This is a genomic window from Agrobacterium sp. lyk4-40-TYG-31 (assembly GCF_030209855.1).
Taxonomy (GTDB): Bacteria; Pseudomonadota; Alphaproteobacteria; order Rhizobiales; family Rhizobiaceae; genus Agrobacterium; species Agrobacterium vaccinii.
Genome location: NZ_JARVRE010000002.1, coordinates 514,602 through 538,550, shown reverse-complemented (window position 1 = coordinate 538,550; position 23,949 = coordinate 514,602). Strand labels below are relative to the sequence as shown.

The window sequence follows — 23,949 nt, the reverse complement described above, 5'->3', positions numbered from 1 at the left end:
ATGATGACTCCACTTTCTCAGAAGTTGAAGCCTCCGGCAAACCCGGTGCGGTTCACGTCGATCACTTCCCCGTCGCCGTTGTGGACATCAAAAAAATACCGGCTAGCCATTGCAGGTCCTATGTTTTAGGGATCATAATTGCGTACGGTTGATGTAACTAAGGGGAGTCTGGCTTTCGGAAACCATGCTCCATCAATGTTTGATGGACAAGTTCTGCCGTAAACGGTTTGCCTATGAACTTCGCGTTGCCTGGAAGGTCGCCCGGACCGGGAACGATTGCCCCGGACGCGATCACCACACAGATGTGCGGCCAGCGCTCTGCGACGATTCGTGCCAGACTGAAGCCGTCCAGGTCTCCGGGCATCTGTACGTCAGTAAAAAGAAGCTGGAGCGAGGAGTGCCTGTCGAGAAACGCAAACGCCTGATCTGCCGTGGATGCCTCCACGACTGAGTATCCCTCATCCAAAATGATATCGACCGTCTCCAAGAGGATGAGCGGCTCGTCGTCGACGACAAGGGCAATGGGTTGAACGAGCTCTTCGAATTCTGCGGTTTCCATTCACCCTAAAGCTACAGAACACCGGTTTGTTCCTTATATCCAGGAGATGGAGCAACATTGGTCAACAAGTTCAATTTCTTGAAGATGTCTTCTCTCTATCATTGGCCTTCGAAGGTAACGCCTTGACGTTCGTGGCCTCGTTAGCGTCTGTGTAAGCTGTAGTCACAGGTGCAATGAGATCTGGGTACCCAGCAGTTGATTCGAGTATTGCGGCACAACCCATATGCACTCGACACCAACGCGCCTTGCCATAGCGGTCCAAACCACCGTATGAGATCATGAAACGCAACAACTGCATCCATTCCACAACTGTAAACGTTGAACCCGGATACTCCTTATTACGCGATATCTGTAATGTTGGGTTTCGTTCTAGTAGTCGTGTGTAACAGGTCACCTCCACCTCTCGATGGGAGGTGACCTGATCGAAGTCCGTCAAAGCTGGTTTTTCTTAGAACTCTTCCCAGCTTTTGTTTTTGAGCGCTGCATTGCCCGAAAATGACGAGCTCACCCGGTTCAGCAATTGTCGGGCAGGCGACCGTTTTTGATCCGGGTACCGATCTACTGCGGACGAAGCGCCTGATTTCGCCTTGGCGTCTGTCTCGAATTTTCCGACCAGAATGAACAAAGCTTCCGCTTCTCGTGCAAGGGCATGGCTTGCCGCGGTGGATTCTTCCACCATTGCGGCATTCTGTTGGGTGCCCTGATCCATTTGGGACACAGCCTGGTTGATTTCCTTGATACCGGTCGTCTGCTCGCGCGACGCTTCTACAATAGACAGCACGTTGACGCTGATTTCTTTCACCTGCTCGACGATTTTGCCGAGCGATTCTCCTGTCTGTGCAACAAGGCTGACGCCGCTTTTGACGTGATCCCCTGATTTGGCAATCAGCGTTTTAATGTCTTTCGCCGCACTGGCCGAACGCTGCGCGAGCTCGCGAACTTCCTGGGCAACCACGGCAAAGCCCTTGCCGGCCTCACCCGCCCTCGCCGCTTCAACGCCCGCATTTAGGGCAAGTAGGTTGGTCTGGAATGCAATTTCATCGATGACGCCGATGATATTGGAGATTTCGTTGGAGGACGTCTCGATCGCATTCATCGCATTGATGGCTTTCGTTACCACCGTCCCGGAATGCTCTGCATTCTCACGCGTGGCGGTCACGAGGCGACCGGCTTCTTCAGCGCGGCGGCTGGTGTCGGCAACCGTTGTCGTAATCTGTTCCAGCGCAGCGGCTGTCTCTTCGACGGATGCCGCCTGCTGTTCGGTGCGCTTGGCAAGATCGTCCGCCGAGGCGCGGATCTGGTTGGATCCGGCAGAAATGGCCTGCGCATTGCCGCTCACATTGACGATGGCGTCCTCAAGGCGCTCTATTGCGCCGTTGAAGTCCACCCGGATTTTATCCAGACGGGTCGCAAAGGTGTGGTTGATGCGGTAGTTCAAGGTGCCATTGGCCATAGCGCCCAGACCTGCAGCCAAAGTGTCGACCGCAAACTGCACTTCTGCACTTTCCGCTGCTTCTCTTTCCTGCTGCTCCAGCCGTTCACGTTCAGACAGCGCGCGGTTGGCCTGCGCTTCCGCTTCCAGTTTCGACCGTTCCTGTGCGTTGGTTTTGAACACGGCTACGGATTTCACCATGTCGCCGATTTCACTACGGTCGGCAACGACGCTCAATTCGGCTTCCGCATGGCCATTCGCCAGTTCGCGCATTGTCTTTACAATACGGGTAACAGGGTTTGTGATAGACCGTGTCACGATTGTTGCGAGCACGGCAACGAGTGCAAGAACGCCAAAGGATATCGCCAGGGAGATGAGAAGGCTGTTGTGCTGTTGCGCAGCACATGCGGCGGCGAAGTCGCGCAGGTCAAGGCCTGTCTTGTCTTCGACAGCTTTCAGGGCATTGATGCGATTGGTCGACGCTTTGTACCATTCTTCACCGCTTACGCTGTTCAGTTGCCCCCCAAACGGGCTGGCCATTGCAATGTTGCGTTGGTTTTCGACAAGCTTGCCTGCATCACCGCTCAACGCATCCTTCAATGCAGCTCGTTGGTCTGCGCCCGCATAGCTATTGAAATCAGAGAAATAGACATTTTGCATCGCACCGAATTTTACGAAGAGCTGGTAGCTTTCAGGGCTGAAGCTGCCGGATGTGAAGGCCGCAGTTCCAATCGTTCGCTCTTGTCCCGCCCTTTCCTTGCCTTGCAGCAGTGCCGAGTAAGCGACAATTCTGTTGGATATGGTGCTGTCCGTCGTCAAGGAACTCATCGATTCGATGATCTTGATGAGGCTGCTGATCGTGTCGGCAAAGTAGGAGGCAATCTCCGGCACACCGGCCTTGAGCGACGTCACGTCCTGCCGCATGGCTGTGAGCCTATCAAGCTTGGCTTGAGCGGCAGAAGCGAGTTCTCTAAGGGCTGGCGCCAGATTGCTATTTTCGTCTGTCAGACCCAGTGTTTTGAAGCGTTGAATTGCCACGTCCGCAGCACCTCTTTGCTTTTCAAGAAGGGGGCCGAACTCGCCCTGCCCACGGGCACCCACAAAACCGGCGGAAGCTCCGCGTTCTTTTTGAACCTCATGGATCGTGGCGCCCAAAATGGGGGCCATTGAGGCAATTTCTGCAACAGATTGCGCTTCGGATGCTGTTTGCAAACGCTTCACATTGTCTTGCAAGGCTGCGCCAACCAAGGCGATAGTTGGGATGGCCGCAACGATGATGATGCGAGTCCTGATTTTTAGATTGCCGAATATGCTCACGTTTGGCCTCTGATGATGAATAGCGTATCTGCTAGAATTACGTCAGTCATATAATAATAAACCATTGAAATTTCGTTATTTTTGCATACAAAGAATTCAATATGCCCATTTACTAGGCAGAGTTGCAATTGTAGAGGTTTGGAATCTCGGACTCACGTAAGGTCAATCAGGAAGTTTGCCTCTTGCATACAAATGGAAAGTTCTTCCGAGACCTGAGTGTTAGGCACCAACCAGCATCTCGAAATTTCAGCTTACTCGTGCAAGGATGCCTCAACTCAGTGAGCTGCCGAAAATGCACGCGTTTAATAGGTCTTCCAGCGCTGACTATCGCGAGGCTGGGAATATGAAGTGCACTCGCGCTGGTAAAACCCAACCGCATCTTCGATGGAGCAAAGAAATGAACCGTAAGCTCTGTACCCCGGTGGCGTATGGATTAGCTCCGCGAAACTATTTGACAGGGTACCACAGCGGGCCTTGGTGTCCTTGGGCTATTTAAAGTTTCTGCTCACCCGATCTAGGCGGAACGATCTTTCGGCAATCTGTTGTCTCTAATGACCGGGAGAGACCGTGTTCAATGCTGAAGAAAGATAACGGGCAGCCAGATGGTTACCTCTTCTTTCCGCGATTGATAACGCCGCGCGACAATGGGCCTGCAAAGGATCGCTACCCTCCGCAATATGCGGTGAGGAGGCATCCATAACAGCTCCGGTATAGAACGTCGGGACGCCCATCTCATCATGAAGACAACGTCCAAAAGATATCAAGGTCCGCGTCGAACCGTCGGAATGCCGCACACGGAAGCGACCAATCGATGGTTCGGCGTTCAGGATTGCACTGTGGACGTTACTGGCGATCACAGCGCGGTCGTCTTCCACCATGATTGCAAAGATCTGTTCGACTGAAATTCCTTTGGCGAGTTCCTCGATGGAAAAGCCATAGAGTTTAGCCAAGTAGGGGTCACCGTAAAGTTTGTTCTCTGCGACATGCCAAGTGTAAAACCCCATACTGTGTGGGGATGAAACAACTGTGGCTCCTGTCAGCAATGACTTTTTCATAACTCTCTCCCAGCCTTAGAAAGAAATGGACTCAGAACGGCCATAGACTTGCATGTCGGATTGCTAATTTAAAGTGTCGATGTCATAGGTCCGTTCGTTCTTGCTGTTCTTTGAGGAAAATCGTTCTCCAGTGTCAGTCCGCCAGTCTTGGCGCGCAGTGCTTGAATATCGACGGTTGGTTGCACGAACCGTATCGTTGCGATCGGCGACACGTTGCTGGTAACCGGTCATAATTCCCAGCTCTACATCCGGGAACGCGACCAGTGGAAATGGTTCAACAGGACATACTGCCGATGCCATCGGAGGAGTTCGACCATCTCGTGTTCGGCGCGCTCGCTGGCCCTTCGCTTGACGATCTCTATATGGCAGTCACCTGCATCCCTAAGGCCTCGGGAAGGAAGTTGACCGAGGAAGAGGAGGACCGGACAGCGGAACTGTTCGATCTGGGACGACCCGACGAGGCGCTCGCCATCCACCATGCGGCCGAAGGCGAGACCAAGGTCATGGAAGGTCGGCTTTACCACTGGAACGGAACCGATTGGAAGGTGGTCGCCACCCCGAGAGACGGTCAACACTACGCCCAGCCAGCGGTAATGTCGGACGTTTTCGTAGAAAATCCGGGCAGGGTATGGACGGTCGGAGAAAACGGCGTCATTCTGGATGGCAACGCAGAGCGCGGCTTCAGTGACGTTTCATTCAAGGGAGACGACGAGGACCTGAGATCGATAACCCGTTTTGGTGACAGGATGACAATTGGCTCTGATTACGGACTCTATTCATTTGATGGACATATCCTGTCCCCGCTGAAACCGACCCTTGATCCTTCCATCAACATAAACGTCCCCAATCCGCTCAGTGTGCAAACTGTTGGCAACACGCTTTACTTCTTCGACAGGAACCACGGCGTTCAAACATTCGACGGAGCAGAGTGGACCGCGATCACGATCCCACCCCCCTGCTCAAACGCTAATGCCGCTTGTCGAACACAAACAAGTCGTCTTCCGGCATACGCCACTTCACCCGGAGGGTGCCCGGACTGCAGGACACTAAAATGTTAGCGCGGTACACCTGCCCGATCGCCGTCCTATTCTGCATTCTTTCTACAGCGCAATTTGAAGGAGCCGAAATGCCATCTGAAGGTTATACCGATGTCATCGCCTTCGCGTCCGATTTCTCGGGAGCCGATCCTACCATCGTAAAGCGGGTCCAGGAGATGGCTGTCAACCCGCCTACAGATATGGAGACCATCGGATTTTACGGCGCAGAGGATTACTCTGCGCGTCATCGATTGTTTCTCGCCACCGTCAATCTGCTGGACAACGCAGGAAAGCTGCACTCTGTTGAAGACAAGTACACCAGCGATATTTTCTCGATCTGGCAGGAAGGCGGCATCATAAACAAGACCACGCTAGGTTCTGTCGCCAATGCCGTTTTTGGCCCTCTGATAGTTGGAGAACAACCGCCGGGACCGATAAACGCTTATCGTGATCTCGTCTGGTCGCAATATGCCCTAGCTACGAAGGAACTGGAGCAGAACATCCAGGACTACGGCAAGGTTCTTCTGTCGATCGATGCGACGGACGGTGACACGATGTTTTTTGCGCTCGTGCCTCCCGAGATCGCCGGCCGTTGGCGCGACAAGGCTTTGAGCGAACAGGAAGGATATCGCGCCGGGGTACGCTCCCCGATGTGGGACCGCCTTTGGCTCAACCTGACTTACTCCACCCGAGGAATGGTGGTTGACGACGACCGGAAAGGCCTTCCACCCGGCACTCGCACACGGGACGAAACAATCCCGTTTGCAAAATGAATTCTGTCAAGCTTAGATATGCGTGGGCGATAGAAGAAGGAGATGTTTTGCAACAACACCGCTCAGGACTGAGTGAAGTGAGCAAATTTTCTTGTCCCCCCGCGATCTCAAGGCGATAAGACTTCCGACAGCATCTCCTCACATACATCGGAACCACCGTGGCGTAAAAGCTTGACGCGCTCCGTCAACCACGCAAGTTTCTCTTCTGGAGTCTCGTGGGCAGGGAAATAATCGAGATCGACGCACGCCCTTGAGGCGACTGAAGCAGCGCCTTGCAAATTTCGTATCGCGTGGCCCAAGTCGATCAAAGACGCTCCATCATCGACGCCTAGTCACGTCCGCCGCCGCCCTACGATTTTCTCGTTGATCCCGTATCAAGATCTCGCCTCGGGCGTCGTATCTTGTGGAGTTACACTTTCAAGGGCTTGATAGGATCGGAGTCTCCAATCCCGGGTTCATTGCTTCGTATCACCTGCTACTTTGGCGTCGCTTTCTCCTGCAACAAGCTCCAGTGGCCAAATGATTTGCTGCTTCTCGTCTGGGTAAAATGAAGCGTAAGCGGGCATTTTGGAAAGTAACGTCTTCCCCACCGAAACACCCAAATCTCGCAATGACAGCCGGAAACTAGTGAGTGGCGGCTGCAGAAATCGCCCCCGAGGCTCTTCTCGAAAACCGATGACGGCAAGGTCACGACCGACTTTGAGGCCGACTTCTGCCAATCTGCGGTAGAGACCAAGCGCCATCAATTCGTAGATCAATACCACAGCTGTCGGTCTCTGCGGCATGTGCAGCAATTCGCTGCCCGCATGATAGCCCCCTTGCTCGCTGGATTTGGCCTTGATCACAAGCGATGGATCGAAGGAAAGCCCGTTCTCCTTCAGTCCTCTTTTGTAGCCATCGAGAAAAACATAGCCCAAATTGATGTCGTTATCGGGAACCGCCACCGCAATGCGTGTATGTCCATTGGTGGCAAGCCGGTTGATCGATGCGAATGCAACGCCTTCGAAATCCAGATCGACCCACGGATAATTCCCGCCTGATTGCGACCGCCCGAGCGCGACAAAAGGCACGCCCGTCTTGACGAGGAAATCAATCCGCCGGTCGATGCGACGGGTGGAGGATATGATCATCGCATCCACTAACCGCCGCGCCACCATGCGCTTCAAATATTCCTCGCGGTCCTCGTCATCGGAACAAGGAAGGATGACGAGGTCCAGCTTGTGAGGTGCAAAAACGCTTTGCAATCCGTCGGTTACGCCCATGAAGAAATTATCCGAGTTCTCCACCGTCTCCGGGTTGCTACCCATCATCAAGCCGATAACGTTTGTGGTACCCTGGCGCAGGCTGCGACCCGACTGGTTGGCGACATAACCAAGCTCTTCGGCAGCCTCAAGCACGCGGCGACGTGTCTCGTCATTGACATCCGGCTTGCCGTTCAATGCCCGTGAAACCGTGCCTATGGAGATGTCGAGATGCTCGGCAAGCTGGCGTATTCCCTTCATGTCTTATCCGTCTCCGTCTAATCACGCATCTGCGTTCGCTTACGCCTCTTGACACATCTAGCCTTTCCATCATAGCGTCGTAAACGTTTACGGAATGTCGCACCTTGAGGAGTTTGGTGCGAAAACCGGGGAGGAAATCGTCATATTGAATGCCGTTTTATGCGGATGCGGAGCTATGGCAAAAGGCTGGCTGCGGGCAATCGCCTCGACGCCTGAACTGACCGCTTCCATCGAAATTGTGGGCCTGGTGGATTTGAGCCGCGACACGGCGCAAGCGCTGGCGCAAGAGTTTTCCTTGACCGATGTCGTCATCGGTACCAATCTTAGCCATGTGCTGGAGACGACCAAGGCCGATATCCTGTTCGACGTGGTCGTTCCCGTGGCGCGGTTCAATGTCGTGTCAACCGGTCTGGCTGCGGGATGCCATGTGCTCAGCGAAAAGCCGATGGCGTCATCGCTGGAAGAGGCTCGGGAACTCATCGCCATGGCCGAAAAGGCTGGCAAGGTGCACGCGGTCGTTCAAAACCGTCGCTTCATCTCTGGTGTCCGACGCCTGCGCCGTGCCGTCTCCGAAGGGTTGATCGGCACTCTTACAGGCATCCATTGCGATTTCTTCCTCGCTCCCCACTTCGGTGGCTTCCGTGAAGAAATGAAAAATGTGCTGCTGCTCGATATGGCCATCCACACATTCGATGCCGCACGTTTCGTCGCTGACGAGAAGCCTCTCGGTGTCTATTGCCTCGAAACCAACCCGTCCGGGTCGTGGTATTCGCACGGCGCTGCTGCCAATGCCGTATTCGAATTTTCTAACGAGGTCGTCTTCACCTATCGCGGCTCGTGGTGTGCCGAAGGACAGCGCACCAGCTGGGAAAGCCAGTGGCGCCTGGTCGGCTCCAAGGGCATGATTACCTGGGATGGCGAAGAAGAATTCGTTGCATCGCTTGCGGGAACGGAACCGGGGCTTCTTCGCGGGTCGAAACCCGTAAACGTTCCTAATGCCTCCCATGACGAGGAAACCCACGGTCATGCCAGCGTGATTTCTTCGTTCATCTCGGCCATCCGTGACGGTGGCGTGCCGGAAACGGCGTCTTTCGACAATATCAACAGCCTCGCCATGGTGATTGCAGCGATTGAAAGCGCGCGCCTTCGCCAGCGGGTTCCTATTGCAGCGTAAGGATCGATAACAGTGAGCAATCCGGCAAAATCCATCCGCATCGGCACCATGGTCAGCGCGACAAAGGGAAATGCGGCAGAACGCATCGCCCAGATCGCCGATAAGGGGTTTGAGAGCTTCGAGCCATTTTTCTGGCAGACCACCAGCGGTCAGGACGTCGCGGAACTGGGCAAGCGCTGCCTCGATTCCATCGGCGATCGCGATATCACCATTTCCACGCTGGGCATGTTCGGCAATCCCCTGGAAGAAACCGATATCGATCTTCAGACATTGCAGGGATGGAAAGACTGCATCGATAATGCCCATCATTTCGGCGCCACATGCGTTGCCGGTTTCACCGGCCGCCTGCGCGGCAAGCCGCTGCCGGAAAGCCTTCCACGCTACAGGCAAATCTGGAGCGAACTGGCCAAACGTGCAGCGGACAAGGGCGTCAAGATCGCCTTTGAAAACTGCGCCATGGACGGCAACTGGGCAAGCGGCGACTGGAACATCGCCCATAATCCGGATGCCTGGGAACTGATGTTCAACGAGACGCCGGACGACAATATCGGTATCGAATGGGAACCGTGCCACCAGATGGTCTATCTCATCGATCCGCTGCCGCAGATCCGCAAATGGGCGCCAAAGATTTTCCACGTCCACGGCAAGGATGCCACCATTCGCTGGGATGTCATCAAGGAGCATGGCATTTTCGGCAAGGAGAAATTCGTCTTCATGCGCACGCCGGGTTTTGGTGACAGCAACTGGACAGACATAATTTCCGAACTGCGGCTGGCTGGCTGGTCCGGCTCGATCGATATCGAAGGCTGGCACGACCCGGTCTATCGCGATGCGCTGGAAATGACCGGTCAGGTACACGGCCTGAACTATCTGAAAGCATGCCGTGGCGGTGATTTCATCGTCGTTCCGGTGTGAGTTAAGAGCGCGGCTCAGGAGGTGGGCCGCGCGTGAGAAATGCAATAACGATAACCACAGAGGAGGAGACCATGGGTATCGCTAAGGGCATGATGATGGGCGCACTCGCGCTTGCAGGCGTTTCCCTTGCCGCACTGTCGGTAAAGGCTGAGGACGTCAAGATAACGGTATGGTCGCTGGACCGGGATATCCAGCCAGCGCCCAATCTCATCAAAGATTTCAACGCGCTGAAGAACGGTATTCAAGTTGAATATCGCTATATCCAGTTTGATGATGTGGTGAGCGAGGCGATGCGCGCCTATTCCACAGGCAATGCGCCAGACATCATCGCCATCGATAATCCCAACCATGCGATGTTCGCAGCACGGGGCGCGTTTCTGGATATCACGGACAAGATTGCCAAGTCGGATGCGATCAAACCCGAAAACTATTTCCCCGGTCCGCTGAAATCCGCGACATGGGACGACAAATATTTCGGCATACCGAAAGCCACCAACACCATTGCACTCTACTATAACAAAGATCTGTTCAAAGCCGCCGGTCTTGATCCCGCAAAGCCACCTGTAACATGGGAAGAACTTGTCGCCGATGCCAAGAAGCTGACCGACCCATCCAAGAACGTCTACGGGATTGCGTTTAGCGCCAAGGCCAATGAGGAGGGCACCTTCCAGTTCCTGCCTTGGGCGCAGATGGCCGGTGCGACATACAAGAACATCAACACGGATGGCGCGGTAAAGGCGCTGGAAGTGTGGAAGCAGATCATGAGCGAGAAGCTGGCCTCTCCAGACACGCTCACAAGAAGCCAGTGGGATGCGACCGCAACCTTCAACGCGGCTAACGCCGCCATGGCAATTTCCGGTCCGTGGGAAATCGACCGTATGCTGAAGGATGCCAAGTTCGATTGGGGCGTGGCCCTGTTGCCGGTTCCAACGGCTGATGCTCCGCGTTCATCGGCGATGGGTGACTATAACTGGGCGATCTTTTCCAAGACCAAACATCCTGACGAAGCGTTCAAGGTGGTCGAGTATTTTGCTTCGCAGGACAAGGACATGTTCAAGAGGTTCGGCCAGTTGCCCGCCCGCTCGGACATCGCCATTCCGCCCACTGGCAATGCTTTGAAGGATGAAGCACTGAAAGTCTTCGTGGAACAGCTTAAATATGCCCAGCCGCGCGGCCCGTCTCCCGAATGGCCAAAGATTTCCAAAGCCATTCAGGACGCAATCCAGGCTGCCTTGACTGGCCAGATGTCACCCAAGGAAGCACTCGATCAGGCCGCCGAGAAGATCAAGCTCGTCGAAGGTTGATCGTGCTTGTGCCACGGGTTGGATCAGCCTGCGGCATCTCACCTTACCAGTTCCTCCCGGCGAGCTGTCTGTCACCCATGGAAGCAGGCAGCCTGTCCGGACATATCCTGTGTGGAAACAAGGGCGTCTCATGAAGAAGCTATTTTCCAGCGTGAGCGATGGCCGCGGTTTCGATATCATTCTGGTGGCATTGCCGCTCGCCTTTCTGTTCGTCATGGCTGGCTTGCCGTTGCTCTACAATATCCTCATGAGCTTTCAGGAGGTTGATATGTTCAGCCTCGGTAGCTTCGTGCGGCCATTCGTTGGCTTGAAGAATTATATCGATCTATTCAAACAGCCTGAGACGATCCCCATTCTCACCAACACGGTGATCTTCGTAGTGGCTTCCATTGCCGGTCAGTTCATCTTCGGCTTCGGGCTGGCGCTGTTCTTCTGGACAAATTTCCCCGGCGCATCCTGGTTGCGTGGCCTCTTTCTGGTCTCCTGGGTCATGCCAGGACTCGTCGTCGGCGCGATCTGGAACTGGATATTATCGGGCGATTTTGGCGTACTGAACTTTATTCTGCGCGAAAGCGGAATGATCGATGCGAACATCTTCTGGCGTTCGGACCCAAATTTTTCGCTCTGGGCCGTCGTGCTTGCCAATATATGGCTGGGCACATCCTTCAACATGATCCTCCTCTCGGTTGGTCTTGCCGCCATTCCCGGCGATCTTTATGAGGCAGCGGAATTGGATGGCGCAAATGCATGGCAGCGGTTCTACACGATCACGCTTCCCATGATGCGCTCCACCATCGGCGCCATCGTGGCGCTGGGGCTGATCTTCACCTTGCAGCAATTCGATCTTTTCGCAGCCATTACCGATGGCGGGCCGAACAACACCTCCAACGTCGCGCAATATTGGGCCTGGGACCTGTCCTTCCGCCAATATGATTTCGGTAAAGGCGCGACCATCTCGGTCATCATGATCGTGTTCGTCATGCTGGCGTCGGTCGTTTATGTTCGCTCTACACGTCATGAGGTGCGCGGATGAGCCTTGTCATACGCAATCGCTTCATGCTGGCCATCGCCCTCGTCATGGCCGCAATCTATCTGTTCCCGCTCTACTGGATGTATGTCACATCTCTCAAGGGCGGCTCGGAAATGTTCGCCAATCCACCGAGCTTCTGGCCCTCAGTACCACAGTGGGAAACCTACACCTATGTGTGGGAAAGCCGCAATATGGGCCGGTATTTGTGGAATTCCATTCTGATCGCGACCGGGGCAGTCAGTCTCATCACCATTTTGGGTGTGGGATGTGCTTACGTGTTGGCACGCTATCGCAATCGCTGGGTGGATGTCGGCCTGTTCCTGATCCTCATGCTTCAGGTCTTGCCTGCATCCTTGATGATTACGCCTATCTTTGTCGGTTTCTCGCAGTTCGGCCTTCTCGATTACCCGCGGCTGGCGGTCATTCTGGCGATTGCGGCCAAAAGCATGCCGTTCTTCGTCATTCTGGTGCGCGCCACTTTCATGGCCGTGCCGCAGGAGCTGGAAGAGGCGGCACTTGTCGATGGCAATTCGCGCATTGGCGCGTTCTTCAACATTGTGCTGCCGCTTGCCCGTAACGGCATTCTGGTCTCGGCAATCCTCATTTTCATGCAGGCCTTCGGGGAATTCGTGTATTCGAAATCCATCATCCAGGCAGTGGAATTGCAGCCCGCAAGCGTGGGGCTGAACTCCTTCATGGGGCCAAACACCAGCGAGTGGAACAACATCATGGCCTACGCCACGATGTACGTGACGCCCATTCTCGCCATTTTCATTCTCTTGCAGCGCCGCATCGTTTCCGGCCTGACATCGGGAGCACTCAAATGACCCTTCAGATCGAACTTTCCGGTGTGAACAAATATTACGGCGCGTTTCATGCGCTGAAGAACATCGACCTATCCATCGAAAAAGGCACCTTCGTCGCACTCGTCGGCCCATCCGGCTGCGGCAAGTCCACCTTGCTACGCTCGCTGGCAGGGTTGGAGAGCATATCGGCTGGCGATATGCGCATCGCCGGCAAGCTCATGAACGGCGTGCCGCCGCGCAAGCGCGATGTGGCGATGGTGTTCCAGTCCTATGCGCTCTACCCGCATATGACAGTCGAGGAAAACCTCACCTACTCGCTGCGTATACGGGGTGTGAAAAAAGCCCAGGCACGCAAGGCTGCCGAAGCAGTAGCAGCCACCACTGGCCTTTCACAACTGTTGAAACGATATCCCCGCGAGCTTTCTGGCGGCCAGCGTCAGCGCGTAGCCATGAGCCGCGCCATCATCCGCGATCCGCAAGCGTTCCTGTTCGATGAGCCTTTGTCCAACCTCGATGCGGCACTGCGCGTGCATATGCGCAAAGAAATCCGCTCGTTGCATGATCGTCTTCATGCAACGTCTGTCTATGTCACGCATGACCAGATCGAGGCCATGACCATGGCCGATCACGTGGTCGTCATGAAGGATGGCATCATCGAACAGCAGGGTTCACCCATCGAACTCTACGATAAACCGGTCAATCGCTTTGTGGCTGGGTTCATCGGTTCGCCTGCCATGAATTTTGTGCCTGCTATCGTTGAAAATGATGGGCATCATATCTCTTTGCAATTCGGTAGTGGTTTGGCGACTGGAAGCATTCCGCTGAAAAAATCGTTTTCGCCCGGTTCTCGTGTCGTTGTCGGTATTCGCCCGGAACACATTCAACTGACCGCGACTGATGAGGCCCAGTTTAGCCTGCCCGTTGCTGCAGTCGAGACGACAGGGTCCGCGACATTCATCACGACCGCCACAGAGCCGGAAATCTCGATGGTGATTCAGGGCCGAAGCACTGTCAAAGCCGGTGAACAGCTTGGTTTCGCCATCGATCCTGTAACGCTACATCTATTCGATGATACGACCGGCATCCGGATTTGAAGTAAGGAGGTGCGATGTTGAAATATTCAACGAATTTCCTATTTGTTTCTTAGCTCCCTGTTAAACCTGCTGACCTGTGTGCGCGGATTAAAGGCTACTGGCGCAAATACAGTTGAAACAAAGTGTTCCCAACAAACGGCGTGGCATGCAAATATAGGCCGAGATAGAAAAAAAATCCATCAAACATAACAATACCCTTAAACATAGGCTGTGAATTTAGTTTTGATCCTTCTTCGTTTAAGTTGCCTTACAACTTGGTCGGATACGGTCCCCAATGGTGTCCATCAGGCAGACATTCTAAAACTGTGGCTTCTAAAGCGCTTAAGCAACTCGCGCTCAGATCAATGCTTTGTTATGTGCAAGATGGCGTCTGACATCACGAGCTAAAACGGTGGCTGATGACGCACGTAAAGCCGCAGCGGTTCCGGCTGCTTGACCGGTAGCGAAAGATGTTCCCATCACACGTAAAGAGCCGTACGCGCTTGAATCAGCGCCAGCAACCCGGCCCGCGAGAAAAAGATTGTCGGTGCCTGCCGCCTCTATAGCTCCGATCGGTATGTCGGCATATCCATCACCACCAACGTCGATGAAACGTGCCCTTCCCGGCGCTTCGTGAACCTCCATCGGCCAAGCGGCACGACCGATGCCATCATCACGGCGTTCTCCATTGGTTAAAGCTGTACAAGTCAAATCTTCACGAGAACGTGGACGGCGTGTTTCGCGAATACCAATTTGTGGCCCCGTGGCTGAGATATAAGCGCCCTCAAAGCCCGGCAGCTGCCGCAGCAATTGCAAGTTCCGCCAGGCTTCCAGCCGCGCCTGACGTTCTGCCGCGCCCAGACTGGCACCGCTCAGACCGTCGGTCTCAAGATCGATCGTCATCCACCAGTAATCATTGGATGTCGGCAACCGCAACATCACGCCGCCATCTGCGCGGTGGATCGGTGCCTGTGAGCTGGCGTTGTGCTCGGTGATAAGTTGTGTCATTCGCGCACGGTCGAAGATCGTATCGGCAGCTACGCCACCGATACGGACCGGCATCGAGGCAGGCTGGACATGGTCACCGGCAATGCTGTCCTTCGTCATCTCAAGTCCGGCTCGCGACGCGACGATGGCCTCTCCACTAGCATCAACGAATGCGTCGGCTGTGATCTCGTAGCTGCCTACATGGTCGGTCACGGTGATCGCAGCAATCCCATTAGGCTTGGTGAAGACCGCAGTGACGAGGCTGTGCAGCAGGACCTCTATGCTAGAAATGTCGGTCATCCGGTCGAAGCCGAATTTGACGGCTTCTGGATCCAGCATGACGATCCAGTTGCCGCTACTCGATTTGATCGGCGCGACGTCTTGCCCGATCTGTGCAAGCGTAGTCAGAAGTTCGGCGCCGATTCCGCCGACGGCAAAGACAGGATCAGCACCTTTCAGGAAGAAGCCGCAATAGGCAAGCACAAGTGAATTTGCGGCCGCGCCGCCGAGAAAGCCATAGCGCTCTATCAGAGCAACCTTTGCGCCAAGGCGGGCAGCAGCCACAGCCGCGCTCATTCCTGCCGCTCCTCCTCCCACGACCACGACATCGAAACGGGCGTTGCGCGTGTTAGTCATTGAATCGTCCTCCACCCATAATTCCCATGGCGCTGCCTAGGGCGAAAAGTTGTGCTTTCGCCATTTCTTCTCCGCTCTGGATGGTGAGGCCACGTGCGACGGCAAGTGCAAGAAGAGGGGTAATTGTCGGACTCGTCACAACATCCGCCACAAGCCCGTGCCCAGACATGGCATCGAGAACAGCTTCAGGAATGGGCAGTGGATCATTCGCCTGCATGCCGGAAGACGACGCGTTGACGACAAGATTGAACGAGCGGATTGGGATTGGACCCGAGGTGATATCCACGCTTGGAAAAGCCTTGGCAAGACGTGTTGCAAGACTTTGAGCGCGATCATCATTGCGATCCGAAATCAGTAATGAAGCCACACCTGCCGCAGCTAGGGAATAGGCAATCGCACTTCCGGCAGCCCCAGCGCCGACAAGGAGCACGGCCTTGCCGGCAGGGGTGAAACCATGCAGTCGCGATGCGCTGACAAAGCCGGTTCCATCGGTCATGTCCCCGGAGAGGCGACCGTCTGTGTGTCGCCTGACGACGTTTGCCACGCCGAGGAATCGTGCCGTATCGCTGAGATCATCCACCAGTTCAGCAACCGCAGCCTTGTGAGGAATGGTGACCACGAAGCCGTCGAGATTGCGCCAACCGCGTGCTGTGGACAGAAAGTCCGCCACGCTTTCTGGAAGCAGATCGACCGCGATCATTGCCCGATCTGTCGCATGATCGGCAAAGTAGCGATTGAAATTATCCGGCGACTTCACTTGGGCAATCGGTGAGCCGATGATCGCCACTAGTCGTGTCTCGCTGCCAATCATAAGCGTTTCTCCCAATTTGTGGAGAGCGTAGAAGATGGTTCCTATTGACGCCAATATAATTATTGGCTGATGATATAACTTCAATTTATAGGATTGATGTGCGCTGCGGATGACAAATTCCAAGCTCAGGGAGCCAAAACTAAAAGAACGGCAAGTCGAGATTTTCCGCGCCATCATGGCGACGAACTCGTTGACGGCAGCGGCTCGTCATCTTGGCGTCTCGCAGCCTGGCCTTTCGATTGCTATCAAGCGGCTCGAGGATCAGCTGGGCGTTGCGCTATTCGCCCGCATTTCAGGTCGGTTGGTGCCAACGCAGGAAGCAGAGTTGATTCTTGCAGAAGTCGAACGCGTTCATCAGCAATCGGAAATGCTCTCGGATGCGATCTACGCCATCGCGCGCGGCAATGCCTCCACGTTTCGCTTCGGCTCCACGCCAAGCCTTGGCATGCGGCTGATACCAAAGGCGTTGAGACGTTTGCAACAAGAGGGCACGGCTGGAACCTACTACAGCGATTCATTATCCCAACGCGATGTGCGCGACTATTTGTTGTTCGGTCAGGGAGCTTGCGTTGCAACGATTGCCGAGGTGAAAGATCCCATGATTGAGACGGCGCGCATCGCCAGCGCCGGGCTAGTATGTGTCGTGCCCAAAGATCACCACCTCGCCAGCCGGAAGTCGATCACGCCAGTAGAGCTTGCCGAAGAGACCCTGATTTCCTTCGAGGCGAGCACCACCCACGGTGTTTATATCGAAGAGACCTACCGGCGCTGGGATGTCCCGCGCAAAACCGCCATATACGTTCATTTCGTCGAAGCCGCACTGTCCTTCGTTACAGAGCGTATTGGCATTACCATTCTCGATGCATTTTCAGCCATCGATTGCGATATCCATGGGCTTGTCGCCATTCCAATCGAAAACAGCGTCAGCATTTCTGCATATGTCCATGTCTGCCATCTGCGCCCACGGCAGAAGGGCGTTGATAGTCTGATCAACGCGCTGCGGGATATTGCGGCCGCAGCCACCAATCAAACCGAAGCAGGATAGCTCAACCAATGCATAGACAGGCCAATGGATTGTTCCCCGGTTTTGAAGACAGACGCATTGAAACGCCTGAGGTGGATTTTGCCGTTTTGACGAAAGGGACCGGCCCGGCAGTTCTTTTGTTGCACGGCTACCCCGAGACGCGCGCCGCCTGGCACCGCATCGCGCCTGCACTGGCGGAATCCTATACCGTTGTTGCTCCCGATCTGCCCGGTTATGGTCACAGCCGCGTGAAGGACGCGGCGCTGGATATGGGCTCCAAGCGGGCGATGGCGAAAAGCCTGCATGATATGATGCGCGCACTTGGGCATGATCGTTTCGTCGTCGTCGGTCATGATCGTGGTGGACGCGTCGGTTATCGGATAGCGCTCGACTTTCCGGAGACTGTTGTTGCGCTGGTCTCCGTCACTGTCGTGCCGACACCCGAAATGTGGGAGGGAGCCAACAAGGCCTTCGGTATGGGAGCATGGCACTGGTTCATGATGGCCCAGCCCGCGCCCCTGCCAGAAACATTGATGGCCGCAGATCCGCGTTTCCTCATCGATCTAACGCTTGCCAAGATGACAACGAATATCGATCTGCTTGACCCCATTGCCCTTGAAGACTACCGATCGGCGTTCGACAATGCCGATGTCCGTCATGCTATGTGCGAAGATTACAGAGCGGGTGCCAACACAGACGAGGCACACGATCTGGCCGATCGCATGGCTGGGCGCAAGATAAAGGTTCCGACGTTGCTGTTGTGGGAAGAAGGTCGGCGTTATGGCGGTGGTCGAGAGCCTTTGGATATATGGAAGGACTGGGCAGAACATGTCGAAGGCAGAGGGATTGGCGGCGGGCATCTGCTGCCCGAAACTGCTGCGCCGGAAGTGTTAGACGCTTTGCTACCTTTTCTGGGAAAAGTTTCATATGGCAGATGATGGCAAGGCCGAAGACCACGTCACGCATGGCTCTGGCGAGGGACTGCTGAGTCTGCGACAGATGGAAGTGTTTCACACGGTGATGCAGGCCCGATCGATCACCGGGGCATCGAAGGTGCTGAACGTTTCTCAACCTGCTCTCAGCCGCACCATTCGTCGTATAGAAGACCTGCTCGGCATTGCGCTTTTCGCCCGCGACAGGAACGGCCTTGTCCCCACGTCGGAAGCGTTGGAAATCTTCCAGGAGATTGATCCACTGATCCGACAGTTGACCGGTGTTGGCACGCAGATTGGGCGAATTGCCCGCGGAGAGACCGCCGTGTTCCGCGTCGGCTCCACTGCGAGCGTCGCGCGTGCACTGGTTCCACAGGCGTTGCGGACCTTGTCTGTGGAGGTTCCGGGCATAGAGCTCTTCTTCGACGTGCTGCCCGTGGACCAGATCGAGGAATATTTGATTACCGGACGTGGAGAAGCGGTGGTCACCATCGCATCGCCAGATCATCCGCTGATTGCCGTCGAACAGGTCGGGCGGGTCAATCTTGTGGCCGTCATCCATAGGGATCACAGCCTTGCCAGTGCTCCTATGATACGCGCAGCCGACCTTGCGGATATGGATTTCATTGCATTCGCGCCGGGCGGCGCTCATCAGACCGTCGTCGATCGTTTTCTCAGTCGTGAAAAATTGAAGGTCAATACGCGTGCCGTCGCGCGGTTTTCTGACACGGCATTGGCGCTGGCAAATGAGGCGATGGGCATCGTGCTGGTCGACTATGTCACGACGCTCGGACCCGTTGGCAGCAATCTCGTCGTTCGACCTATTGAAAACGCGCCTCAGTTCTCGGTATCGGTTCTGTGGAACCGCCGTCGATCGCATTCTGCCAATTTGCGCAAACTGATTGAGATACTGTCCCGCAGATTGGCCGATCTGGCACCACTCACATGACGGCAAGAAGCCATCGCCATGCCTCAAAGGCATGGGAGGCATAATCATTGTTCGTTGTCTTCCTTTTCAGTTGGTGGCAATGAAAGCGAATGGCGTTCCAGACACGTCATTTTGGGAGGAGATATCGAATGAATGTATTTTTGAGCCGCCGTCAGGCGCTTATCGGTATGGGCGCTGTCGGTAGCGCTGCTGCTTTCGGCCTGCCAGCGCGCGCCGCAACGCGTAATCTCGCAGTGCTTCACCTTGCCAGCCATGCGCCAAGCTTCATCGCTTTCGAGCGCGGCTACTACAAGGAAGCCGGACTGGACATTGAACTGAAATTCTTTGAAGCAGCGCAGCCTATGGCCGTTGCAATTGCGTCAGGTGATGCCGATTTCGGTGTGACCGCGATGAGCGGCGGGCTCATCAGTCTTGCTCAGAAAGACGCCATCAAGGTTATTGGCGGGGCGCTGACCGAACAAAAGGGCGTTACAGGCGCGATCATTCTTGCTTCGAACAAAGCCTATGACGCTGGGCTTACCGATCCTTCAAAGCTCGCGGGAAAAAGCTTCGGCATCACCACGGCTGGCTCCTCCTTCCACTTCATGGCCCACAAGATTGCCATGGCGAACAATATCAAACTGTCTGACATGCAGCTCCGCCCGCTGCAAAAGCTCGGCGCTATCGTCGGCGCTCTCACAACCGGTCAGATCGATGCCTGGGCGATTCAGCCAAATGTCGCTAAAAAGATGATCCGTGAAGGCGCCGCCAAGCAGATCGGCCTAGTCTCGGACTATGCGCCGGATTACCAGGTTACGACCGCTTTCACCTCGACCAAGAACGCAGCCAATGAACGCGAAATGACGGCGGCGTTTGTCAAAGCCTATTCGCGAGCAATTGGGGACTACAATGCTGCTTTCATGGATAACAAGGCTGACGACGCCGAACGCGACGCTCTGGCAAAAATCGTTCACAAATATGTCGAAAGTGACAGCCCGTTCGAGACTGCCAAGCAGAACCTGATCGATGGAGCCATGCGCATCAACGCCGATCTCGCACTGTCGCTCGGTAGCTGTGTCGAGCAACTGGAATGGTTCAAGGCCGAAGGCATGGTCAAGGACGCCATAACCAATGAACAGTTGTTCGATACGTCCTACGTCAAGACAATCTAATCAGCTTGCGATTTTTCGCGGAGGCATCGCGCCTCCGCCAAGGAGGCCCGTATGGACCTTAAGCTTAAAAACATCAGCCATTCCTACGGATCGGTCGAGGTTCTCAAAGATATCTCGCTTGATATACAGCAGGGACAGATCATCTGTCTGATAGGGCCATCCGGTTGCGGTAAATCGACCTTGCTCCGCTTTTTAGGTGGTTTAGAAAGACCGAGTTCGGGCGAAGTGCTGCAAATCGGCAATCCGCCGAAGGGGTCTCTCAATCCTCTGACCTATGTTTTTCAGCACTTTGCGCTACTTCCCTGGCGTACCGTGGAAGGTAACATCAAGCTCGTTCTCGAAGATCACGGCCTGAGCAAACGCGATATGGACGACATCGTGACGGATGTTCTCGAGCGTACCCGTTTATCAGATTTCAGGCAGGCACTCCCGAAACAGCTGTCGGGTGGCATGCGCCAGCGTGTCGCGATCAGCCGCGCTCTTGCCGTGCGCCCCGCCGTGATGTTGATGGATGAGCCGCTTTCAGCACTCGACAGCCAGACCCGTGAACTTTTGATGGATGATCTGATTTCACTGTGGACTCGCCAGCCATTCACGTCTGTCTATGTGACGCACAATCTCAACGAAGCCGTTCGGCTCGGCCACCGCGTTGTCGTCTTGTCTCGCCGACCCGGCCAGATACGCGAAATCGTCGATATCGACATCCCACTGTCCGAGCGCCATCTCGGAGATTCCGTGCTGGAAGAGAAGCAGAAGCAACTCTGGGACCTGATGCGTGAAGAAGCCATGGCCGCTGACAAGGAGTTGGTCAATGTCTGACGTTAACGCAGTTGCCAATGCTGCCGGATTATCAGGCGACAACAGGACAGAAAACAAGAGAGCACCGGTGCGATCAGTCGAGTTTCGCGGCGGTGGTTTTGCGCCAATGCCTGTGCGTGGCATGGGCATTGCTGTCTTTGTCGTCCTGATCGCGCTGGCCGAAATCGGTACCCGTAGCGGCATCATTTCCAACCTGACCCTGCCACGACCATCCGCCGTTCTGGATACCTTCGTGCAACTCTGGCAAACCGGACTGCTGTGGAAACACTTGCTGCCATCGCTACAGCGACTGTTCGTCGGGGCATTCCTTGGCATCGCGGTTGGCATATCGGTTGGGGTCATGATCGGTCTGTTCAGCTATGTCCGTGCCGGTCTGGTGCCCTTGGTCGCTGCGCTCTTTCCGATCCCCAAGATCGCGCTTTTACCGCTGTTCGTGATTTGGTTCGGCATCGATGAAACGTCGAAATACGCGTTGATTGCCTTTGGCACATTCACGCCGACAGTGGTCGCGACCTACGGCGCCGTCGACAACGTCGATCGCACGCTGATCCGCATGGGCCAGAGTTTTGGTCTGAGTTGGTGGTCGATCATCAGAAAGATCGTGCTGCCCGGCGCTTTTCCGGCCATCTTGTCCGGCCTACGTGTGTCGATTTCCATTGCCATTATCCTCCTCGTCGCAGCCGAAATGCTCGGTGCTCAATATGGTGTTGGCTCCTACATCCTGGAGGCAGGCTCACTCTATGATCTCGAAAAGCTTTTCGCCGGTGTGACGATACTCTCTGTCATGGGTTTGATCGTCAATTTTGCAATCGGACAGGTCGAGAAGCGCTTTCTAAGCTGGCGCGGCTGACACCCAGACTTCACCAACGGAGATTCAATATGCTGGCATTGCAAAAGGTCCGGCCCGGCAGCGGCGTGCAATTCAACACTCTGGCCGAGCCCGACCACGTCGCCTTGGGCGAAGTGTTGATCCGTGTGCATTCCGCTGGCATCTGCGGTACCGACCTGCATATCGCGCAATGGACACCTGGATACGAATCGATGGAGCGGGCAATGCCCGTCACGCTGGGCCATGAGTTTTCCGGCACGATTGAACGGGTTGGCAAAGATGTCCCGGCGAACGCCGTGGGCACTCGTGTGACAGCAAGACCCTCCACCACCTGCGGCAAGTGCGATGCTTGCCTGAAAGGTGACGAGGACAATTGCTCCGACCGCAAGGGTGTCGGTATCGGCCGGAACGGTGCTTTCACCTCCTACGTCAGCGTTCCCTTCAAGAACTGCCACGCTCTACCTGATAGTATCGATATGAATGTCGCTGCTTTAACAGAGCCGATGACCGTTTGCGCGGAAGCTGTTGCGACAGCAGAGGTGCAGCCAAGTCAGACCATCTTGGTCATCGGGCCTGGCTTTATCGGTCAAGGCATTGCGATCCTTGCCCGCCACAAAGGAGCGAAAGTGGTGATTATGGGACGCGACGACAGTCCGCGCCTCGACCGCCTCCGAGCTGCAGGTTTTGAACATCTGATCGATACAAGTGATGTCGAGATGGGACCGGCGCTTGCTGAGTTTGGGCCCTTCGACGCGATTATCGAAGCGGCAGGCGTGCCAGCGCTTGTTGCTGCTACGCTGCCATTCCTGAAGAAGCGCGGTATTTTCACTGTTGTCGGCATCCACGCCACTCCTGCGCAGATCGATCTTACCTCGCTCGTGCGGATGCATCAGCAAATACGCGGATCCTACAGAGCACCTGCCGATAGCTGGGATGACGTCATCTCCTTCCTCGATGGTCATCAGGATTTGATGCGGCAGCTGATTTCACACAATCTACCTTTGACTGACGCGTTAGTGGGCTTTGAGGCTGCGCGCAGCCGTGAAGCATCCAAAGTCATTTTACGCATGGGAGACGTTTGATGGCCGCTGCCATTTTAGCACTCTGGAACGATTACCCTTCAAACCTCGCCGAAGAATACGCGGCCTGGCACACGTTCGAACACGTGCCAGAGCGCTTGACAGTACCCGGAATGCGAGCTGCACGCCGCTACGTTTCTTCGGTCGACAGCGAAAGATATTTCACGCTTTACGAGCTTGAAGACATCAAAGTCATTGAGCAAGACGCTTACTTCGATCTTGTCCGCAACCCGACATCTTGGTCGCTTAAAATGCGCCAGCATTTTTCAAGAGTTCTGAGAATTCCAGGCGAAATCGCGATAATCGGCGGTAAAGGCATCGGTGGAGCGGCAATCGTCCAAGCATATGCTGTAGAGCGTACCAAGGCCAAGGCATCAATGTCAGAGCTCGAAACTCTGTTGAGGCAATTGCTCATTGAAGCGCAAATTGTGTGCTTCCGAGCCACAATAGCAGAACCTAACCAGAATTATGAGGTTTTCACACAGGAAGAGACGACTGACCTGGACACTGTGAATGTCGTGGTCCTAATCGAGGGTGAATCAGTTGAGGCACTCTCGCGCAATCAAACAATCATCACGCAACGCATAGAAGCACTACTTACGCCACGTAAATGTCTGCGGGCAGACCTCTTCAGCCTGCTCGTAAGCTACCGCGAGGACGAGTTTCCCGATAACCGGGCAGGCATTTCAAGCCGTATAAGTGACACATATCTGAACCCATCCGATCCATAGGAATAAATCTCCAATATGATTTTT

At 54.9% G+C, this 23,949-nt stretch carries 22 protein-coding genes; 16 read left to right on the top strand and 6 right to left on the bottom strand.

Features of this window, described 5'->3' with window-relative positions; translation table 11 throughout:
- Positions 1–157: 157 nt before the first annotated feature.
- The 3 genes from QRN55_RS03170 to QRN55_RS03160 all read right to left on the bottom strand — a co-directional run bounded on the left by QRN55_RS03170 (position 158) and on the right by QRN55_RS03160 (position 4,363).
- Entirely contained in the window at positions 158–559 is a 402-nt protein-coding gene (locus QRN55_RS03170; protein WP_112500253.1) for a response regulator, read from the bottom strand.
- A gap of 448 nt (positions 560–1,007) precedes the next feature.
- The gene (locus QRN55_RS03165) at positions 1,008–3,158 is read right to left on the bottom strand and encodes a methyl-accepting chemotaxis protein (RefSeq protein WP_277877905.1); all 2,151 of its coding nucleotides are present in this window, start codon (positions 3,156–3,158) and stop codon (positions 1,008–1,010) included.
- 698 nt (positions 3,159–3,856) lie between these two features.
- Positions 3,857–4,363 (bottom strand): PAS domain-containing protein, encoded by a 507-nt coding sequence (locus QRN55_RS03160; protein ID WP_112500251.1) that lies wholly within the window; start codon positions 4,361–4,363, stop codon positions 3,857–3,859.
- 263 nt (positions 4,364–4,626) lie between these two features.
- Here QRN55_RS03160 and QRN55_RS03155 point away from each other — a divergent pair, with 263 nt between their 5' ends.
- Both QRN55_RS03155 and QRN55_RS03150 read left to right on the top strand, forming a co-directional pair.
- A complete protein-coding gene (locus QRN55_RS03155) occupies positions 4,627–5,421 on the top strand; it encodes a hypothetical protein (RefSeq protein WP_233123592.1) in 795 nt (264 codons plus the stop codon).
- Complete coding sequence (locus QRN55_RS03150) at positions 5,415–6,173, top strand: hypothetical protein (protein ID WP_162698259.1); 759 nt, start codon at positions 5,415–5,417, stop codon at positions 6,171–6,173. The genes QRN55_RS03155 and QRN55_RS03150 overlap by 7 nt, the downstream gene beginning before the upstream one ends.
- A gap of 455 nt (positions 6,174–6,628) precedes the next feature.
- On the opposite strand, the gene QRN55_RS03145 is transcribed toward QRN55_RS03150, so the two are convergent.
- A complete protein-coding gene (locus QRN55_RS03145) occupies positions 6,629–7,675 on the bottom strand; it encodes a LacI family DNA-binding transcriptional regulator (protein WP_233136738.1) in 1,047 nt (348 codons plus the stop codon).
- A 94-nt stretch (positions 7,676–7,769) separates the two neighbouring features.
- Here QRN55_RS03145 and QRN55_RS03140 point away from each other — a divergent pair, with 94 nt between their 5' ends.
- From QRN55_RS03140 to QRN55_RS03115, 6 genes are all read left to right on the top strand, one after another.
- Complete coding sequence (locus QRN55_RS03140) at positions 7,770–8,849, top strand: Gfo/Idh/MocA family protein (protein ID WP_112500248.1); 1,080 nt, start codon at positions 7,770–7,772, stop codon at positions 8,847–8,849.
- A gap of 12 nt (positions 8,850–8,861) precedes the next feature.
- On the top strand, positions 8,862–9,764 hold the full coding sequence (locus QRN55_RS03135; protein ID WP_284774716.1) for a sugar phosphate isomerase/epimerase family protein: 903 nt from the start codon (positions 8,862–8,864) through the stop codon (positions 9,762–9,764).
- A gap of 71 nt (positions 9,765–9,835) precedes the next feature.
- Positions 9,836–11,068 (top strand): ABC transporter substrate-binding protein, encoded by a 1,233-nt coding sequence (locus QRN55_RS03130; protein WP_284774715.1) that lies wholly within the window; start codon positions 9,836–9,838, stop codon positions 11,066–11,068.
- A gap of 130 nt (positions 11,069–11,198) precedes the next feature.
- On the top strand, positions 11,199–12,101 hold the full coding sequence (locus tag QRN55_RS03125) for a carbohydrate ABC transporter permease (RefSeq protein ID WP_112500245.1): 903 nt from the start codon (positions 11,199–11,201) through the stop codon (positions 12,099–12,101).
- Complete coding sequence (locus QRN55_RS03120; protein WP_112500244.1) at positions 12,098–12,925, top strand: carbohydrate ABC transporter permease; 828 nt, start codon at positions 12,098–12,100, stop codon at positions 12,923–12,925. Before QRN55_RS03125 ends, QRN55_RS03120 begins: the two co-directional genes overlap by 4 nt.
- Positions 12,922–13,998 (top strand): ABC transporter ATP-binding protein, encoded by a 1,077-nt coding sequence (locus tag QRN55_RS03115; protein ID WP_233123595.1) that lies wholly within the window; start codon positions 12,922–12,924, stop codon positions 13,996–13,998. Before QRN55_RS03120 ends, QRN55_RS03115 begins: the two co-directional genes overlap by 4 nt.
- A 336-nt stretch (positions 13,999–14,334) precedes the next feature.
- On the opposite strand, the gene QRN55_RS03110 is transcribed toward QRN55_RS03115, so the two are convergent.
- Positions 14,335–15,600 (bottom strand): FAD-dependent oxidoreductase, encoded by a 1,266-nt coding sequence (locus QRN55_RS03110; protein ID WP_277877907.1) that lies wholly within the window; start codon positions 15,598–15,600, stop codon positions 14,335–14,337.
- Complete coding sequence (locus tag QRN55_RS03105; RefSeq protein ID WP_284774708.1) at positions 15,593–16,411, bottom strand: shikimate dehydrogenase family protein; 819 nt, start codon at positions 16,409–16,411, stop codon at positions 15,593–15,595. The genes QRN55_RS03110 and QRN55_RS03105 overlap by 8 nt, the downstream gene beginning before the upstream one ends.
- 109 nt (positions 16,412–16,520) lie before the next feature.
- Here QRN55_RS03105 and QRN55_RS03100 point away from each other — a divergent pair, with 109 nt between their 5' ends.
- The 8 genes from QRN55_RS03100 (at position 16,521) to QRN55_RS03065 (ending at position 23,925) form a co-directional block, all read left to right on the top strand.
- Complete coding sequence (locus QRN55_RS03100; RefSeq protein WP_112500240.1) at positions 16,521–17,456, top strand: LysR family transcriptional regulator; 936 nt, start codon at positions 16,521–16,523, stop codon at positions 17,454–17,456.
- 8 nt (positions 17,457–17,464) lie between these two features.
- Positions 17,465–18,373 (top strand): alpha/beta fold hydrolase, encoded by a 909-nt coding sequence (locus tag QRN55_RS03095; RefSeq protein WP_233123597.1) that lies wholly within the window; start codon positions 17,465–17,467, stop codon positions 18,371–18,373.
- The gene (locus QRN55_RS03090; protein WP_112500238.1) at positions 18,363–19,316 is read left to right on the top strand and encodes a LysR family transcriptional regulator; all 954 of its coding nucleotides are present in this window, start codon (positions 18,363–18,365) and stop codon (positions 19,314–19,316) included. The genes QRN55_RS03095 and QRN55_RS03090 overlap by 11 nt, the downstream gene beginning before the upstream one ends.
- A gap of 128 nt (positions 19,317–19,444) precedes the next feature.
- Positions 19,445–20,467, top strand: a complete 1,023-nt coding sequence (locus tag QRN55_RS03085; RefSeq protein ID WP_284774704.1) for an ABC transporter substrate-binding protein — start codon at positions 19,445–19,447, stop codon at positions 20,465–20,467.
- 51 nt (positions 20,468–20,518) lie between these two features.
- Positions 20,519–21,286 carry an ABC transporter ATP-binding protein gene (locus QRN55_RS03080; RefSeq protein ID WP_112500237.1) on the top strand — a complete coding sequence of 256 codons (768 nt, stop codon included), beginning with the start codon at positions 20,519–20,521 and terminating at the stop codon, positions 21,284–21,286.
- Positions 21,243–22,136 (top strand): ABC transporter permease, encoded by an 894-nt coding sequence (locus QRN55_RS03075; protein WP_233136744.1) that lies wholly within the window; start codon positions 21,243–21,245, stop codon positions 22,134–22,136. The genes QRN55_RS03080 and QRN55_RS03075 overlap by 44 nt, the downstream gene beginning before the upstream one ends.
- 29 nt (positions 22,137–22,165) lie before the next feature.
- A complete protein-coding gene (locus QRN55_RS03070; protein ID WP_233123600.1) occupies positions 22,166–23,197 on the top strand; it encodes a zinc-dependent alcohol dehydrogenase in 1,032 nt (343 codons plus the stop codon).
- On the top strand, positions 23,197–23,925 hold the full coding sequence (locus QRN55_RS03065; RefSeq protein WP_112500234.1) for a DUF4286 family protein: 729 nt from the start codon (positions 23,197–23,199) through the stop codon (positions 23,923–23,925). The genes QRN55_RS03070 and QRN55_RS03065 overlap by 1 nt, the downstream gene beginning before the upstream one ends.
- Positions 23,926–23,949: the final 24 nt, after the last annotated feature.